12 protein-coding genes are annotated in these 16,907 nt (G+C 69.5%); 7 read left to right on the forward strand and 5 right to left on the reverse strand.

Going from position 1 to position 16,907, the window contains the following annotated elements:
* Positions 1 to 29: 29 nt before the first annotated feature.
* Positions 30 to 725, reverse strand: coding sequence for an endonuclease NucS (nucS, locus tag DEJ21_RS01410; RefSeq protein ID WP_017887754.1), 696 nt, complete (start codon positions 723 to 725; stop codon positions 30 to 32).
* Between the two features lie 175 nt (positions 726 to 900).
* Between nucS and DEJ21_RS01415 the strand changes: the two genes are divergently transcribed.
* From DEJ21_RS01415 to DEJ21_RS01440, 6 genes are all read left to right on the forward strand, one after another.
* On the forward strand, positions 901 to 2,298 hold the full coding sequence (locus DEJ21_RS01415; RefSeq protein WP_111223477.1) for a cytosine permease: 1,398 nt from the start codon (positions 901 to 903) through the stop codon (positions 2,296 to 2,298).
* 169 nt (positions 2,299 to 2,467) lie between these two features.
* Entirely contained in the window at positions 2,468 to 4,024 is a 1,557-nt protein-coding gene (locus tag DEJ21_RS01420; protein ID WP_111223478.1) for a hydantoinase/oxoprolinase N-terminal domain-containing protein, read from the forward strand.
* The gene (locus DEJ21_RS01425) at positions 4,021 to 5,205 is read left to right on the forward strand and encodes a DUF917 domain-containing protein (protein ID WP_258374818.1); all 1,185 of its coding nucleotides are present in this window, start codon (positions 4,021 to 4,023) and stop codon (positions 5,203 to 5,205) included. Before DEJ21_RS01420 ends, DEJ21_RS01425 begins: the two co-directional genes overlap by 4 nt.
* Positions 5,202 to 6,326: a DUF917 domain-containing protein gene (locus tag DEJ21_RS01430; RefSeq protein WP_111223479.1), complete on the forward strand. Its 1,125-nt coding sequence runs from the start codon at positions 5,202 to 5,204 to the stop codon at positions 6,324 to 6,326. Before DEJ21_RS01425 ends, DEJ21_RS01430 begins: the two co-directional genes overlap by 4 nt.
* A 99-nt stretch (positions 6,327 to 6,425) precedes the next feature.
* The gene (locus DEJ21_RS01435; RefSeq protein WP_111223480.1) at positions 6,426 to 7,520 is read left to right on the forward strand and encodes a DUF917 domain-containing protein; all 1,095 of its coding nucleotides are present in this window, start codon (positions 6,426 to 6,428) and stop codon (positions 7,518 to 7,520) included.
* On the forward strand, positions 7,517 to 9,040 hold the full coding sequence (locus DEJ21_RS01440; protein WP_111223481.1) for a helix-turn-helix domain-containing protein: 1,524 nt from the start codon (positions 7,517 to 7,519) through the stop codon (positions 9,038 to 9,040). Before DEJ21_RS01435 ends, DEJ21_RS01440 begins: the two co-directional genes overlap by 4 nt.
* A gap of 12 nt (positions 9,041 to 9,052) precedes the next feature.
* On the opposite strand, the gene DEJ21_RS01445 is transcribed toward DEJ21_RS01440, so the two are convergent.
* The gene (locus tag DEJ21_RS01445) at positions 9,053 to 10,351 is read right to left on the reverse strand and encodes an MFS transporter (protein ID WP_111223482.1); all 1,299 of its coding nucleotides are present in this window, start codon (positions 10,349 to 10,351) and stop codon (positions 9,053 to 9,055) included.
* Between the two features lie 115 nt (positions 10,352 to 10,466).
* On the opposite strand from DEJ21_RS01445, the gene DEJ21_RS01450 reads away from it, so the two are divergent.
* Positions 10,467 to 11,588, forward strand: a complete 1,122-nt coding sequence (locus DEJ21_RS01450; RefSeq protein WP_111223483.1) for a substrate-binding domain-containing protein — start codon at positions 10,467 to 10,469, stop codon at positions 11,586 to 11,588.
* Here DEJ21_RS01450 and DEJ21_RS17910 read toward each other — a convergent pair.
* The 3 genes from DEJ21_RS17910 to DEJ21_RS01455 all read right to left on the reverse strand — a co-directional run bounded on the left by DEJ21_RS17910 (position 11,539) and on the right by DEJ21_RS01455 (position 16,870).
* Complete coding sequence (locus DEJ21_RS17910) at positions 11,539 to 14,046, reverse strand: hypothetical protein (protein WP_146247676.1); 2,508 nt, start codon at positions 14,044 to 14,046, stop codon at positions 11,539 to 11,541. The two genes, DEJ21_RS01450 and DEJ21_RS17910, sit on opposite strands and share 50 nt — an antisense overlap.
* A gap of 2 nt (positions 14,047 to 14,048) precedes the next feature.
* Complete coding sequence (locus DEJ21_RS17915; protein WP_146247677.1) at positions 14,049 to 15,398, reverse strand: hypothetical protein; 1,350 nt, start codon at positions 15,396 to 15,398, stop codon at positions 14,049 to 14,051.
* Positions 15,399 to 15,658: 260 nt separating this feature from the next.
* Positions 15,659 to 16,870 carry a lipopolysaccharide biosynthesis protein gene (locus DEJ21_RS01455; protein ID WP_146247678.1) on the reverse strand — a complete coding sequence of 404 codons (1,212 nt, stop codon included), beginning with the start codon at positions 16,868 to 16,870 and terminating at the stop codon, positions 15,659 to 15,661.
* Positions 16,871 to 16,907: the final 37 nt, after the last annotated feature.

Here is a 16,907-nt window from a genome sequence, read left to right on the forward strand (position 1 = left end):
GGCCGGACGGCTGGACGGCCCGACGCGGCTCAGAACAGGCGGGTGTGCCCGCCCTCGATGCCGCGCATCGCGTCGTAGTCGAGCACGAGGACGCGGATGCCGCGGTCCTCGGCGAGGGTGCGTGCCTGCGGTGCCACCGTCTGTGCCGCCAGCACGCCCTGCACCGGGCGCAGGTGCGGGTCGCGGTTCATGAGCTCGAGGTAGCGGGTGAGCTGCTCGACCGCGTCGATGTTGGCGTTGCGCTTCATCTCGACGGCGACGCTCGCCCCTGCGTCGTCACGAGCAAGGATGTCGACCGGCCCGATCGCCGTCATGTACTCGCGGCGGACCAGGGTGTGGCCGTCACCGAGGAGCTCGATCTGCTCGGCCAGGAGCTGCTGCAGGTGCGCCTCGACCCCGTCCTTCACCAGGCCCGGGTCGACGCCCAGGTCGTGGGTCTCGTCGGACACGACCTCGTACAGGGAGACGATGAGCTTGTCCTGCGTCTTCTTCTGCGTCACCGTCCACACCTGCGTGATGCCGGCGACCGACTGCTCCTCGTCCGGCTCGGTGATCTCGATCGAGCAGGGCGGACTCATCCAGTTCAGCGGCTTGTAGCTGCCGCCGTCGGAGTGCACGAGCAGGGAACCGTCCGCCTTGAGCATGAGCAGGCGGGTCGCGAGCGGCAGGTGGGCTGAGAGCCGGCCCGCGTAGTCGACGGAGCACCGGGCGATGACGAGACGCACCCCGGAAGCCTAACCGGCGTGGTGTGATGAGCCGGACCGGGCGCGCGGCCTGTGCAGCACGCACGGATTCACATGCCCGTAACGACGTTCTGCACATGTACCGCAATCCGATGCCGTCCTACCGTGGCTGACACCCCGATCGGCCCACGCCGACACCCCTCCCCGAGGAGCCACGATGGCCAGCGAGACCGCAGTGTCAGCACCACGAACCCCCCGTTCCGAGTCGGTCGCCGTCGACGACTACTCGCTCAGCCGAGTCCCGATGTCCGCGCGCTACGGCTGGTTCCAGGTCGCCGTGCAGCGCTTCGGGCAGATCTCGGCCCTGTCCCAGTTCCTGCTCGGTGCGACGCTCGGCTTCGGCATGAGCTTCTGGGACGCCTTCTGGGCGATCACCCTGGGCGCCGTGATCCTGGAGATCGTCTCGGTCCTCGTCGGCGTCATCGGCGTCAAGGAGGGCCTGAACACCTCGGTCATCGCCCGCTGGACCGGGTTCGGCAAGGCCGGCTCGGCGCTGGTCGGACTGGCGATCGGGCTGAGCCTGATCGGCTGGTTCGGCATCCAGTCGGGCGTCTCGGCGGCCGGCCTCGTCTCGATCCTGCCGATCCTGCCCGCCTGGGCGTGGTCGCTCGTGTTCGGGCTGCTCGTCACCGCGATCGTCCTGCGCGGGTTCCACTCGATGCAGTGGCTGGCGAACGTGACCGTGCCGCTGTTCCTGGTGCTCGTCGGCTGGGCGGTCATCGTCGAGCTGAGCCGGCACTCGATCGCCGAGCTCGCCGCGCGTGCCCCGGCCGGCCCGGAGCTGAGCTTCGTGGCCGGCACCACCCTGGTGGCCGGCGGGTTCATCGTCGGTGCGGTGATCACGCCGGACATGACGCGCTTCAACCGGTCGGTCGGCGACGTCGTCAAGCAGACGCTGCTCGGTGTGACCCTCGGCGAGTACGTCATCGGCCTGGCCGGTGTCCTGCTCGCCCACGCCGTCGGCTCCGCGGACATCACCCGCGTGATCACGTCGAGCGTCGGCTGGGTCGGCATCCTCGTGATCCTGCTCGGCACGTTCAAGATCAACGACTGGAACATCTACAGCTCGAGCCTCGGCGTCACGAACTTCATCGACGCGGTGTTCGGCAAGCAGGTGAACCGCGGGCTCGTGACGCTCGTGATGGGCGTCGTCGGCTCGGTGCTCGCCGCGGTCGGGTTCCTCGGGGCCCTGACACCGTTCCTGTCCGTGCTCGGGGTCGTCTTCCCGCCGATCGCCGGGATCATGGTGGCGGAGTACTTCGTCGTGAAGCGCTGGCGCCGCGAGTTGAGCGACGCCGAGAACATCCCGGCGACCTCGCCCACCTGGGTGCCGGCCACCCTGGTCATCTGGGCGATCGCCTCGCTCATCGGGTACTTCGTCGCCGTCGGCATCCCGTCGATCAACTCCGTGGTCATCGCCTTCGTGCTCTACGTGGTCGCCGGCAAGGTCGGGCTGATCCGCGGCGTCGGTGTCAGTCGGACCGAGGCCGCGCCGGCTGCCACCGAGGCCCCGGTCGCCGAAGCACCCGCCGCACCGGCCACCCCCGCCGCCTGACCCGGGCGCTCCCCGAACGGCCGGTCGCGTCGCCGCACCCCTGATCCGCGCGACGGCGCGGCCGGTCCCCACTCCACGAACCAGCACCCCTCCCGCGAAAACCCCGCGAACACCCCGCACCCGCACCACCGCACCCGCACCCGCACCCGCACCACCGAAGGGAACCCCCATGCGCATCGGCATCGACGTCGGCGGCACCAACACGGACGCCGTCCTGATGGACGGCAGCGCCGTCCGTGCGGCGGTCAAGCGGTCCACCACCCCCGACGTCACCTCGGGCATCGTCGCCGCGCTCGACGGCCTGCGTGAACAGCACGCCTTCGGCCCCACGGACATCGACGGCGTGATGATCGGCACCACCCACTTCATCAACGCCCTGGTGGAGGCACGCGGCCTCGCCCCGACGGCCGCGGTCCGCCTGGGCCTGCCGGCGACGGCGTCGCTGCCGCCGTTCACGGACTGGCCCGCGCACCTGGTGTCGGCCGTGCACGCCCAGCCGTTCCTGGCCCACGGCGGCCACGAGTTCGACGGCCGCGTCATCTCGGAGCTCGACCCCGAGGAGCTCAAGCGGCACGCCGGGGCCATCGCGGCCGCGGGCATCCGCTCCGTCGCGATCTCGTCGGTGTTCTCCCCGATCAACGACGAGTTCGAGCAGCGCGCGCAGGAGATCATGGCCGCCGAGCTCGGGCCGGACGTGGCGTTCTCGCTGTCGTCCGAGATCGGTCGCATCGGCCTGCTCGAGCGCGAGAACGCGACGATCATCAACGCGGCGCTCCGTGAGCTCGCCGACCGCATCGTCGACGGCCTGTCCGGGTCGGTCACGGGCAGCGGCATCGACGCACCGCTCTTCCTGAGCCAGAACGACGGCACGCTGATGGACGTCGAGTACGCCCGGCGCTACCCGGTCGCGACGTTCGCCTCGGGCCCGACGAACTCGATGCGTGGCGCGGCGGTGCTGTCCGGCTTCGACACCTGCGCGGTCGTCGACGTCGGCGGCACGACGAGCGACGTCGGCGTCCTGACCGCGGGCTTCCCGCGTGAGGCCACGGGCGAGGTCGCCGTCGCCGGCATCCGCACGAACTTCCGGATGCCCGACGTCCTGTCCGTCGGCATCGGCGGCGGCTCCCGCATCCGTGAGGACGGCAGTGTCGTCGGCCCGGACTCCGTCGGGTACCGCCTGACCGAGGAGGGCCTGGTCTTCGGCGGCACAACCCTGACCGCCACCGACGTGGCCGTCCGTGGCGGCCGTGGTGCGATCGGGGACCCGTCGCTCGTCGCCGGGGTGCCGGCCGAGGTCGCCGCCCGCGCGCTCGACGTCATCGCGGAGCGCGTCGCCGACATCGTCGAGCGGATGCGCACCTCGTCCGACCCGCTGCCCGTCGTGGCGGTCGGCGGCGGCTCGGTGCTGCTGCCGGACTCCCTGCCCGGACTCGGCACCGTGCACCGCCCGGAGCACTACTCGGTCGCCAACGCCATCGGTGCGGCGATCGCGCAGGTCAGCGGCGAGGTCGACAAGGTCTACGCGATCAGCGACGGCCGCCGGTCCGCCGTGGTCGACGAGGCCCGGCAAGAGGCCGTCGACCGTGCCATCGCGGCCGGCGCCGACCCCGGCTCGGTGGACATCGTCGATTTCGACGAGGTCCCGATCCCGTACCTGCCGGGCAACGCGACGCGGATCCGCGCGAAGGCCGTCGGTGACCTGGCACTCGGGGCGCTGATCCGATGAGCGCCACGCAAGCCGCGCCGCGCGCCGAAGCCGCGCAAGCCGCAGCCACGCAAGCCGCCCCCACAGCACCCCACCTCACCGCCATCGGCGCCGACTGCTCCGCCCTCGCCCGCGGCGCCGCGATCCTCGGCACCGGCGGCGGCGGTGACCCCTACATCGGCCGCCTGCTCGCCGAGGCCGCCGTCCGCGCCCACGGCCCGGTCGAGATCGTCCAGGTCGAGGACCTGCCCGACGACGCCGTGGTGCTCTCGGTCGCGATGATCGGCGCCCCCACGGTGATGGTCGAGAAGCTGCCGTCCGCCGGCCAGTTCGCCGAGGCCATCCGCAGCCTGTCGGCGTTCCTCAACGTGACCCCGACCCACCTGGCCTGCATCGAGGTCGGCGGCGTGAACTCGACGACCCCGATCGTCGCCGCTGCCGAGCTCGGCCTGCCCCTGGTCGACGGCGACGGCATGGGCCGCGCGTTCCCCGAGGTGCAGATGGTGCTGCCGACGCTGTCCGGGGTCAGCGCGACACCGATGGCCCTGGCCGACGAGAAGGGCAACACCGTCGTCTTCGACACGGTGGACAACCGGTGGGCGGAACGGCTCGCCCGCACGGCGACGGTCGAGATGGGCTGCTCCGCGATCACGGCGCAGTACGCCATGTCCGGCGCGCAGGTGAAGGAGTCGTTCGTCCGGGGCAGCCTGTCGCTGAGCGTCCGGCTCGGCGAGACGCTGGTCCGCGCACGCAGCGAGAACGCGGACCCCGTCGCGGCGGTCACCGAGGTGCTCGGCGGCACGGTCGTGTTCGAGGGCAAGGTCGCCGACATCGAGCGCAAGACCGTCACCGGGTTCGCCCGTGGCACGGCCCGCATCGCCGGTTCCGGCAGCGACACCGGCCTGGAGGCGGTGCTCCGGTTCCAGAACGAGCACCTGCTGGTCGAGGTGGCCGGCCAGGTCCGCACCACGGCTCCCGACCTCATCATCACGTTGGACGCCGAGACCGGCGAGCCGATCACCACCGAGGCCCTGCGCTTCGGCGCCCGCATCCGGATCGTCACGGCACCGGCCGACGAGCGCTGGCACTCCCCGGACGGTCTGCGCCTGGCCGGCCCGCGGTACTTCGGCTACGACACCCCCGCGGTCCGCCACGACGGCACCACGAGCGCGGGGGAACTGAGCACGGGAGAGAACCGATGAGCTGGATCCTCGACGTCGACGACCTGCCCGACCTGGCCCGCGGCGCCGCGCTGCTCGGCACCGGCGGCGGGGGCGACCCCACCATCGGGATGCTCCTGGTCCGTGCCGCGATCGAACAGCACGGCCCGGTCACGATCCTCGACCCGTCCGAGGTGCCCGACGACGCCCTCGTCATCCCCACCGCGCAGATGGGCGCACCGACCGTGGTGCTCGAACGCATCCCCGCCGGACCGGAACCCCTCGGCGCCCTCCGTCGGCTCGAAGCCCACCTGGGCCGGACGGCGACCGCGACGATGCCCATCGAGTGCGGCGGCATCAACTCGATGATCCCGCTGCTCGTCGGCGCCACCGGCGGCCTGCCCGTGGTCGACGCGGACGGCATGGGCCGCGCGTTCCCCGAGCTGCAGATGGAGACGTTCTCGGTCTACGGGGTCCCCGGCAGCCCGCTCGCGATCAGCGACGAGAACGGCCACGGCGTCATCATCGAGACCGGCACGGACAACAAGAAGATGGAGTGGCTCGCCCGCGGGGTCACCATCCGGCTCGGCGGCGTCGCCTACATCGCCGAGTACGCCATGTCCGGCCGCCAGGTGCGCGAGACCGCCGTCCCGCGCACGCTCTCCCTCGCGCTCGCCGTCGGTCGGGCCATCCGGGTCGCCCGCGAAGCCCACCGCGACCCCATCGACGCGCTCGCCGAGTCCCTCGGCACGACGATCTACACGCACCTGCGTGAGCTGTTCGACGGCAAGGTCGTCGACGTCGAGCGCCGCACGGTCGACGGGTTCGCCCGCGGTCGCGCCACCGTGCAGGGGACCGACGGCTCCGAGCTCGAACTCCGGTTCCAGAACGAGAACCTCGTCGCCCGGCGTGACGGCCGCCTCGTCGCCGTCGTGCCCGACCTGATCTGCGTCCTCGACGCCGAGACCGCCGAGCCGATCACCACCGAACGCTTGCGGTTCGGGCAGCGCGTCCGGGTGATCGGCATCTCGACCCCCGACCTGATGCGAACCTCGGAGGCGCTCGCCGTGTTCGGGCCGTCGTGCTTCGGGCTCGACGAACCGTTCGTCCCGGTCGAGGACCTGCACGAGCACGTCCGCCCGGCCGCCCCGGCGGTCGGCTGACGAACGGCCGCGCGCCGACCCCGGCGCCCGGCCCGTGCACCCGACCCCCCGGTCCCGGGCTCCAGCCCCGGAACCCGACCACGGCAGCAGAATGGACCCATGGACCAGGGTGAGCGGCGGGGCGGCGGTGTGGCGGGCCTCCAGGCCGACGACGCGACCGTCTTCGGACGCGGCACCGCCCTGCTCGGCTGCGGTGGTGGCGGCCGCGTCGACCACATGGTCAGCGCGCTCCGCTTCGCGCTCGGCGACCGCAGCGTGCCGGTCGTCGACCTCGACGACCCCGCACTCGGCTCGGTGGTGGCCGTCGGGCTGATCGGGTCGACGACCGTGCTCGAGGAGAAGATGCCGAGCGGCGAGGAGCTGCCGGCCGCGCTCGCGGCGGTCGAGCGCTGGACGGGCACCCGTGCCGACGCCGTCGTCGCCGCGCAGATCGGCGGCGTGACCGGACCGGCCGCGGCCCTCACCGCACACGCCGCCGGACTGCCGCTCGTCGACGCGGACCTGGTCGGCCGCGCGGTCCCGCGCATCGACCAGCTGTCGGTCTTCGTCGGCCCGACCACGACGGTCACGGCCGCCGCGGCCACCACGAGCGGTCTGCGGATCGTCGTCGACGCCCGGCACCCCCACGACGTCGAGACGGTGTGGCGCGAAGCCGTCTCGCACAGCGGCGGCTGGGCGGCCTTCGCGATCGGCCCGGTCCCGGTGGCGCTGCTGCGCGAACGGGCCGTCGTCGGCAGCGTGCAGCGCGCGCTCCGGATCGGACGCGCCGCTGGCGGTGCGCGCGACGCGGCGGAACTCGCCGCACTCACCGGTGGTCGGGTCGTCGCGCAGGGCCGGGTCATCGACGTGCAGCGCGAGGGGGACGCGCTCGCGTTCGTGCGCAGCAGCCTGGCCATCCGCGACGCCGGCACCGGTGCGGTCGCCCGGGTCGAGGCGGGCAGCGAGTACGTGCACTGCCTGGTCGACGGCCTGCCGGTCGCCAGCACCCCGAGCGTCATCACCGTCGTCGACGCGCGGTCGCTCGCGCCGGTGGCGACCGACCGCACGCGGGTCGGCAACGAGCTCGCGGTGCTCGTGCTGCCGTCGGCGCCGTGGTGGTGGGCGGACCCCGACCGGACCGCGCGCATGGGGCCGCGGGCGTTCGGCATCGACGCCGACGTCGTGCCCGAGGCCGTGGGCCAGGTGCTCGCGTGAACGCCGTCGGCGACCTGCTCCCGCTCCTGCCGCCCGGCACCCGCCTGCTCGTCGGCCCCGGCAGCACCGCGGTCCGCAGCGTCCGCGGGGTGGTGGGGACCCCCGACCAGGTCGGCCGGTCCCTGTCGCAGGGCGACGACGTCGTCGTGCTGCTCACCCCCGTCGAACGTGCCGACGCACGCTTCGACGTGCTGCTGCGCCGGGCGTCCGCGGCCGGCACCACCCTGCTCGTCGTCGACGGGGCACTGGAACTCGGCCCCGGCACCGCGACGCTCGCCGACCGGCTCGGCGTCGCCGTGCTCGCCACCCCGGACCCGTGGGCGACCTCGGTCCGCCTGCACGAACTCATCGGCACCGGGATGGGCCCGGCGGCCCGGGCCGCCCTCGACGCCTCCCGCGTCGCCCTCGACGCCGGCCCCGAACTCGACGACCTGTTCACCCGGCTCGACCGGTCGCTCGGCCACCCGGTGCGCTTCCTCGACGCCTCGGGCCTGGCACTCCGCGGAGCCGCGATCGACGACGCGGCCCGCACCGTGCTCGTCCGCCGCGCCGGCACGAGCGACGTGCTGACCGCCGAGGGCGTCGACGAGACGCTCGTGGCGATCCCGGTCGGCACCGGCATCGGACCGCGCGCCTGGCTGGCCGTCGGCCTGCCCGTCCCGATCGCCGCCGAACAGCAGGTGGTCGCGAGTGCACTCCGGGTCGCCGCCGTCGCCGTCGGGCACCGGCTGCTGCTCACCCGGCTCGACGACGAGCGCGACGCCCGCTACCGGATGGCGATGCTCGACGAGCTTCGTGCGGCCGACGGGGCGCCCGCCCCGCAGCTCGTGCAGCGGACCATCGCCGCCGGGTGGCGGCTGGACGCCTGGCACGTCGGTGCGCGCGTGGTCGCGCGGCAGGGTGTCGACCTGGTCGCGCTCCGCCAGCAGGTCGACGCCGCGGTGCGCGTCGAGGGACTCGACGCGGTCGTCGTCGAACAGGCGGACGGCTGGGTGCTGTGGCTGTCGGAACCCGACGAACCCGGCCGGGAGGCAGTGGCCGACATCGCGGGTCGGCTGCGGCGCGCGCAGAACACGCTCCGCACCACCGTGGAGACCAACGTGGGCGTCGGCAGTCTGCAGGCGGGCCCTGCCGGGCTGGTCCGGACGCTCGGCGAGGCCGGCGACGCCGCCCGTCTGGCCGCCAGCCGTCCGGAGTCGGGGCACTTCGTGCACGTCGACCGGCTCGGGCTCGCGCAGCTGCTGCTCGCGTGGACGCAGACGGACACGTTCCTGCCGGCCTCGCGGCAGCTGCTCGCACCGCTCGAGCGCGGTGGCGGCGCGCTCCTGACGACGCTCGCCGCCTACCTGGACGCGGAGTCGTCGATCGCCGAGACCGCCGCGGTGCTCGGGGTCCACCGGAACACCGTGTCCGACCGCATCGCGCGGGTGGAGCGGCTGCTCGGGGTGGACCTGTCCGACCCGGAGACCCGGCTCGCCCTGCACCTGGCGACGCGGGCGCGGGCGGGCGACGGCGGCTGAGGGCGCGCTGCGTCAGCTGCGGTCGCTGGCTCGCTCGGTCTCGCTGGTCGCGGTGTCGTGCTCGTGCTCGGTCGTGCTCTTGTCGGTCCCGCGGGCGGGCCGGGCGGCGGCACCGGTCTCGCGCGCTGCACCCGAGGCCAGGCCGGCCGCGATGATGAACACGAAGACGATCAGCAGTGCACCGAGCAAGCCGATCTCCTCGCCGAGGAACCCGATCAGCGGCGGCCCGGCCAGGAACGCCACGTAGCCGATCGTCGCGACGGCGCTGACCTTGGCGGCCGCGGTGCGGGGGTCGTCGGCCGCGGCGGACATGCCCATCGGGAAGCCGAGGCTGGCACCGAGGCCCCAGAGCACGACGCCGACGATCGCGAGCGGCACGTTGTCGATGAAGATGAGCATGCCCAGGCCGGCCACCGCGACGGCGGCGCTGATGCGCAGGATCGGCACGCGGCCGAACTTGTCGATCAGCGGGCTGCCGGCGACGCGGCCGGCGGTCATCGCGGCCAGGAAGACCGTCAGCACGGCAGCACCGCCGGCGTTGTCGAGCCCGTGGCCGTCGATCATCGCGAGGGGCAGCCAGTCGTTCGCGGACCCCTCGGCCAGCGCCATGCCGAGCACGATCACGCCGATGAGCAGCGTGGAGGGCTGCGCCCAGACCTGCCAGCGGGTGAGCGGGGTCGCGACCGGGCTGGTGTCGGTCGACACCGGCTGCTCGAAGCGGTGCTCGTCCTGGAACTTCGTGACGGCGACGAGCATGGCGGCGCTCGTGATGACGACGAGCACGATGAAGTGCCACGACACCGGGATCTCGAGCTTCTCGGCCAGCGCACCGAGGCCTGCACCCGCGAGCGTGCCGAGGCTGAACGCGGCGTGGAACAGCGGCATGATCGTGCGTCCGCCGGCCTTCTCGGCGGCGGCGCCGGAGACGTTCATCGACACGTCGCACAGGCCGTTGCCGAAGCCGAACGCGATGAGCGCGATCCAGATGGCGGCGAAGCCCCACCCGAGCGTGACCGCGACCCCCGCGAAGATCATCCCGACCGCCAGGCACGCCGCAGCCACCTGCACGCCCCGCCGGGCACCGAGCTTCGCGACGATGTGGCCGGCGAAGGTCAGACCGCCGATGGAACCCACAGCCATGCCGAGCACGAGCAGGCCCATCTCGAACGTGCTCGCCCCGAGTGAGTCGCGGACGCTCGGGATCCGCCCCAGCCACGTCGCGATGTCGAGCCCGGACAGGGTGAACACCACGAACACCGCGATGATCCAGGCCTTGGTGGTCGGGACGGTGCGGGTGGACGGCGTCGTCATGGTGGTTCCCATCGTGCTGCGGCGCGCGGGGTGATGCGCGTTCTGGTGCGTGTCGGTGCTGGTCTTACAGCTGTCGAATCGATTCGACTGCTCGTTCCGGCTACGCTAACGGGCGATGGACGAACCGGCAACAGGACCCGGCGCGTCGCCTTCCCGCGGCGGCGTCACCCGTTCGTCGCGCCCGACGCTGGCCGCGGTCGCCCGTGTTGCCGGTGTCGCGCCGTCGACGGCCTCGCTCGCCTTCAGCGGTCTCGGCCCGGTGTCCGAGGACGCCAAGGCCCGCGTGCTCGCCGCCGCCGCCGACCTCGGTTACGGCGGCCCCGATCCCCGTGCCCGTTCGCTGCGCCGCGGTCGTTCCGGCGTCATCGGTGTCGTGATGGACGAGCGCCTGAGCGATGCCTTCCGTGACCCGGTCAACGTCCTGACGCTCGACGGCATCGCCGAGGTGGCGGGTGCCGCCGGTGCCTCGCTGTTGCTCGTGCGGAGTCCGCTCGACGACGGGCAGGGCGCCGGCCCGCTGGTCGATGCCCCGATGGACGCGGTCGTGCTCGTCGGGTGCAACGTCCGGATCGACCCCGCCGTCGCCGTGCTGCGCCGTCGGCAGATCCCCGTCGTCGCGATCGAGGCGGACGAGATCGAGGGCGCTGTCCCCGTCCAGCTCGACAACCGCGATGCCTCACGTCGTGCTGCGGAGTACCTGCAGGAGCTCGGCCACCAGGACGTGACCGTCGTGACCCTGCCCCTCGATGCCGCACGCCGCCGTGGCCCGATCGACGCAGCCCGGCAGGCCGAGGGCATCGCCTTCACCACGCTCGAACGCCTGCGTGGTGTGCGCCAGGTCTACCCGGACGCCGTCGCGATCGAGACCGCCGGCAGCTCGGTGGAAGAGGGGCGTCTCGCCGGCACCGAGCTCTTCGCGCCGGACGGCCCCCGCCCCACCGCCGTCATCGCCCAGAGCGACCTGATCGCCGTCGGGGTGATCTCGGCCGCACTCGACGCCGGTCTCCGTGTCCCAGAGGACGTCAGCGTCGTCGGCTTCGACGGCATCACGGTGGACGACAGCCTGCTCCACCGCACCCCGATCCGGCACCTGACCACCCTGGTGCAGCCCTTCGTGCAGAAGGGCCAAGCCGCCGCCCGTGCCGCCCTGGCCATGCTCGAGGGTGCGGAACCCCAACCGGCGTCGTTCACGTCGGAGTTGCGGGTGGGGGACACGACGGGGCCGCCGCCGCCATAGGCAGCCCGAGTCCATCCTCAGACAAAGCACCCGGCCGCCGGAGGAAGCGAGCCAAAGCTTCCAGAAGAGGCGGCAACTCGAGCTGCTCACACAGTTGCATCAACAGGGCGAGATCGGGGTCCGTAAGCCGCATGCCATGACCGCCCTTGAGCAACCCCCCAGCGCACAAGGCCAGAAGCATCTCGTATGACGCGGCACCCGCTTCAGAGTCAACATTCACTAAAGAGAATTTTAAGACATCGAGCGCCGCTCTGCTCGCGTCGGGGTCGGGATGGTAATCAAATTCTCCTGCCTCAGACGCTCTCAAGATTGCAGATTGAATCTGCGGATCGTTGAACCGGTCGAAGACCGCTGGATTGATCACGTATCCGTGACGCCTTACCGCGAACATGTGCTTATCGAGAGCGATTGCTGTTCTTCGAGATGAGTACATCAAATGCGCTACGGTCGAAAACACCTCTGTCTGGGTAGGCTTCACACCATCGGAAACTGCTCGACTATGCTCGCTCCACTCAAATGGCCAAAGCGCAAACTTAGCGTTGATGGGCGTCATAATTTTCCTGTCCTGGGAGGAAAAATGTGGATCCACAAAAAGGTGCTCGTCAGTCAGCGCACCCAGGACCTCCATCCGCGCTAGTACGGCTTGGTGGGCGTCGGAGTCGGGATGCGCTTGGCCGAGCCAATCTTCTACATCGCCGAGAATGGAACGTTCGCGATCCCAGGGATTGCCGACGCCAGGCGTCCCCGGTTCACGCGGCAAAGTCCAGACAACCTCGTAGGACGAGCGGTCTTGGGTGCCGCGCACTCCGAGAGTCCGTTCGAACACTTCACGGGCGGTTGCTGATTCAGGGTGCATCACTATCACCAGGTAGCTGACGCCAACGCCGGAAGGAAGCTTTCGCAACTCCCTGCTCAGCCCGAGAAGTGCTCGCCCTGAGGCGAGGACGCCGGCGCAGACGAGAACTGTCGATTCCTTGCTGAGGTTGGCAAGGATATCTGACTTACTATTGAAGGATTTCTCGCTGATCGGCGCCCAGGTGCTGTCGAACTCAACGTTGGCATCCGGCCACAGTTGCGCGGCGATATGGGCACCGGCGGCTCGAGAGTCTTTATCTGGTAGCGCCACGACAGCGCCAAAATCGACGTCGTCGACGTTCAGGCGGGAAAACGCAGCGTCAACCTTGCTAACCAGTCCCCTCGCCGACGCTTCGCCTTCAAAAATTCGGTCTACCCGAGTGCTGATTCCCTGACGGTGCAAACCAGGACCGCCCGTGGCCCGAGCGAACGCGTTCGCTCGAGTAGTGATCACCCCCGTGCCGAAGAAGCTCTCGAAGTAATCCTCGCCGTCGAAGTTCCTGCCTGATTCCCCGTTGCTCCGACCGCGTTTCCCATGCAAGGGACGATCGGCCAAAGAAAGCATGCGAAGACTCAGTCCGGCTGGCTCCGGAAAGAATTCGTCACCGGACAGAACAATTGGTCGGCTGCCCTCCGCGCATAACTCGCAGATAGCTGTCTCGTTTGAGGGGTAGGACGGGTACGGGACGCGCCGGGCGTCGCGGACCGATTCGACTACGACCTGGTCTCGATTGCTCAGATCGCAGAGCACGCGGCCGTTTTCTGGTTCTGGAGATGTTGCGCTCAAGTAATAGAGCGTGAAGATCGCATCCTCCGAGACACCTAGTTGCCTGATTGCTCGGGCCAACGATCCAGACGTTGATCCGGAGATGACGATTAAGTCCTGTGCCTGGACGTCATCTAGGTTCTGCGCGATGCCGTCGTAGCCGCCGAAGGTGTCGACCACGACATCGGCGACCCAACCTCGTAATCTCGCTTTTAGTTCTTTGAAGGCGTGAAGGACTGGCAATATACCGGCGGTGTCAGCGAACAGCCGTGCTCCGCTTTCTAACGAGAACATCGGTAGAAGCGCAGCAGCTACGAAAAAAGCATGTTGAGCGCGAGCGAGGGCCTGAGACGACCGGATGAAGTACTCCGAATGTCCTCGACCCGGGCGTTCGAAATGGTACCCCGCACTTGCTGCAACAAGCGAATTCGTGTCGCGGAAGGCTTGTCGCATCCCATCTTCGTGGACGGACTTGGAGACCGCCGCGCTGATCTCGACGAGCTCGCCGTCGCCAGGTTGCAGGGCATCTTCGTCCTCAAGCCACGATCCGTCGCCGTCGACGGCGATATAACGAAACGCAAGGCCCGCGAGCTCCGAGGTGCGTGATCGGTACTCCTCAGAGCGAAGGTCGAGCATTTTGTCAATAGCATCACGCGGTCCGAGGAACCAGACTTCCGTCGCCTCCGGTCGAACCTCGAGAAAGGATCCTAGATCGGGGAGATAGTCGGAGAGGGAATCCATCGGGAACGCAGTCCAAAGAACGACGACTACGGATCGCCGATCCGTCCGAATATCGGTGGAAAAAAGAAACTTCTTCTGGTCAGTGTAGGTGCGCAAACCTAACTCACCTTCAAGTCAACCGGGAGGACGATCGTCACTGCCGTGCCTGCATGTAGGCCCACTTCGAACTCATCGAAATTTTCCGGGACCCAGTCGATGAAACGCGGAGCGCTCGTTCGGTCGACGGTTGACGGGACCAATGGATGGGCTATGAAGTCTCGATGTATCTCTAGGCTGCCTGTTCGAATGGAAATGAATCCCCCCAGATTGGACATCAACGTCTGAACGCGGGGTAGTCCTATATTTCCCATTTGGCGGTGGCTTACCCGCACTGTCTTTTCGAGGGCGCTTGCGAGGTAATTGACCTGTGTGAGCGGCCCGTAGAGGTGTTCCTGTCCGAGAGCGATCGCTGCGGACCGAGCGAGGCCGATACCGCTATCTAGGAGAGTGATGGACGCGAATTTTGCCTCGCTGCCTCCTGCTTGGCTCGCCCCCGCGAGGTCGAACACGTTTCGTACGTATCGTCCGAGGGGTGGGTCGTCGTTGGTCGCGGCTTCGATGCGGCTGGAGCGAATGACGTGTATCCCCCCGCTGAGCACTCGAAAGCCCTTGCCGGTTTTACCTGGAGCAAGCTGCTTCGCGTGCCACTCGGTGTTTTGTACCAGCTCGTAGAGAACTTCTCCGACCTCATCTTCCACGCGTCGATTCGAAATCTTCGAACGGCGGACGAGGTCAAGCGCCGCTTTCGACGGCGAGTACAAGCGTTCGCCGAGCGTGCGAATGGCTTCACCGTCAGGCGTGACACGACTCAAATACGAACCGTCCGCAGACCGGAAGATCGTTTCTCCGAGAGGGACGTGAGGCCGACGCAGGGAAGCTGGACGCATTGGGTCTGCCCAAATCCGATGATAAAGCGTTCGAGCGTTTTCGCCGACTGCCCATTCGCCGTGCTCGGGGGTATGCAGATTTATGCTGCGATTCAGACGAGGGATGTGTCGAGCAAGGAGGACCGCGCCGGGTAAATCTGTCTCAGCTGAGAAGGAATTGCGCCGCCCTAGTTCTGAAAGAACGAAGGCCGTCAGGTCCGGATGGCTTACACCCGCTTCGTCTAATATTTCGGAGGACAGTCCGGCGGCGAGCAGAAACGCGTCGTCTTTCGCTAGTCTCGCTGAAAAGTGAGCCCGTTCGGCTACTTCTCCGGCCACGAGAACTGGCGTCCCGTTGGAGCGGCCCCAGGAGATGATGGCCTGCATCAAACGGCCGTCGTCGAGCGGACTTTTCCCGCCGGATGACGGAGGCAGGTGTAGGCGTGCTTGGTCAGCGGGTCCGACGCCTTCAAGAGCTGCCAGGGCATCGCGGACCTTCTGGCGGGTGGCGCCTCTTTCGAGGACGACGTCAATGTTCGCCAAGCGCAGCCACTCCTTCGGGGATGAGGACCGCCTCATGCGGTTACGGCGGGTTGCGCCTCGGCGTAATATTGCCCCTTCTTCGGCGGTGTCGCAACCGGTCGCTCCCATCGTGCCGGACGTCCGGTGACGGACTCGCTCTAGCATTCTGGTCCGATGTTGCTGCTGCGCGAGAAGTAGATTTGTCTCTTTGGTCGCTCGGTGAAGCGCCGTCGTGTCGGCTTACAACGGTCGTAACCAGCGGAAGTACGCGTCGACGGGGTTCAGTGAGGGAGCGCCTTGGAACGAGTGATGATGTTCTCTGGCCGCCGCGCTATGCCGATCCCCACCACCGCAACTAGGTTCACCGCACTTCCCACCAAGAAGCCCGTGGTCCCACCCGCGACTCCTGCGACGGGCCCGAGCACGGCCATGAGCCCAGCGCCGACGACGAACCCCGCGACCGAGGCCAGGGCGACCTGGCGTGAGCGTCCAGCGGCGAGCAGCAACGCTGCCGGCACGAGACCGACGGTGAACACCCACACCGCGACCATCAGGTACCGCAGGTCCGCGACGGCAGCTGCGCCCTCGGCGGGGTAGACGATCGGCAGGAACCACCCGGCGAGCAGTGCGACCAGGCCGAAGACGACGGCGGAGGCAGCAGCGAACCCGACGACGAGCAGCAGCGCCCCGCGAGAGCGCAGCGATCCACCATCGGTCCGGTGCGCGAACGCCGGCACGAGGACCTGCCCCAACGCCTGCCCCAGCATCGACGCCGGCGTCGCCAGGGTGAAGCCGGCCGCGTAGACACCGGCGTCGTGTGCCGAGGACGTGACCTGCGCCGAGATCATCGTCAGCTGCAGCAACCCGTTCGAGGTCACCACCGCCAGCACGTTCCACGCTGCGAACCCGAGCACCCCGGCAGCGGGCTCGCGCGAAGCCGGCGCGAAGCCGTTCCCCCGCGGCCAGCACGCGATCGCGAACACCGTGTACCCGATGGCCAGGGGCAGCAGCACGAAGGGCTCGAGGCGGGCGACGCACGCCATCACGAGCAACCCGAGCGCCAGGACGCTCGTCACGGAGTCCCACAGCGCGACCCGTGGTGCCCGGTCGTAGCCGAGCTGCGCGCCTCGGGCGTAGCAGTAGAGGCCGTAGACGACGACGACCGCGGCACCACCGAGCACCATGCCGGGGCCGTTGCCCCAGGCCAGCATGATCGGCACGGTGACCGCCGCGAGCACCACGCTCGACACCAGCATCGACACCCCGAGCAGCCGGTTCACCGCGGCGTCCGACCGTCGACCCCGCAGTGCGATCGCCAGGAACCGCGACGCGGTGTTGCCCGCGGCGTTCGGCCAGAGCAGGGCGACGAACACCGAGAGCGACAGCAGCGCCGTGGTCTGCCCGAGGGTCTCGGTGCCGAACACCCGACCGACGACGACGGTCACGAGCAGCTTCGCGACGCCCTGCACCCCGATGCCGACCGTGGCGAGCACGGCCGACGACGCCACGGAAGACGACGGGGCCGCAGGC

The sequence above is a fragment of the Curtobacterium sp. MCSS17_006 genome, from assembly GCF_003234215.1.
GTDB lineage: Bacteria > Actinomycetota > Actinomycetes > Actinomycetales > Microbacteriaceae > Curtobacterium > Curtobacterium flaccumfaciens.

Bases quoted from the DNA above. Each gene is read 5' to 3' on its own strand.
- DEJ21_RS01415 (WP_111223477.1), top strand. From the start codon at position 901: ATGGCCAGCGAGACCGCAGTGTCAGCACCACGAACCCCCCGTTCCGAG.
- DEJ21_RS01430 (WP_111223479.1), top strand. From the start codon at position 5,202: ATGAGCTGGATCCTCGACGTCGACGACCTGCCCGACCTGGCCCGCGGC.
- DEJ21_RS01435 (WP_111223480.1), top strand. From the start codon at position 6,426: ATGGACCAGGGTGAGCGGCGGGGCGGCGGTGTGGCGGGCCTCCAGGCC.
- DEJ21_RS01425 (WP_258374818.1), top strand. From the start codon at position 4,021: ATGAGCGCCACGCAAGCCGCGCCGCGCGCCGAAGCCGCGCAAGCCGCA.
- DEJ21_RS01420 (WP_111223478.1), top strand. From the start codon at position 2,468: ATGCGCATCGGCATCGACGTCGGCGGCACCAACACGGACGCCGTCCTG.
- DEJ21_RS01445 (WP_111223482.1), bottom strand. From the start codon at position 10,351: ATGACGACGCCGTCCACCCGCACCGTCCCGACCACCAAGGCCTGGATC.
- DEJ21_RS01450 (WP_111223483.1), top strand. From the start codon at position 10,467: ATGGACGAACCGGCAACAGGACCCGGCGCGTCGCCTTCCCGCGGCGGC.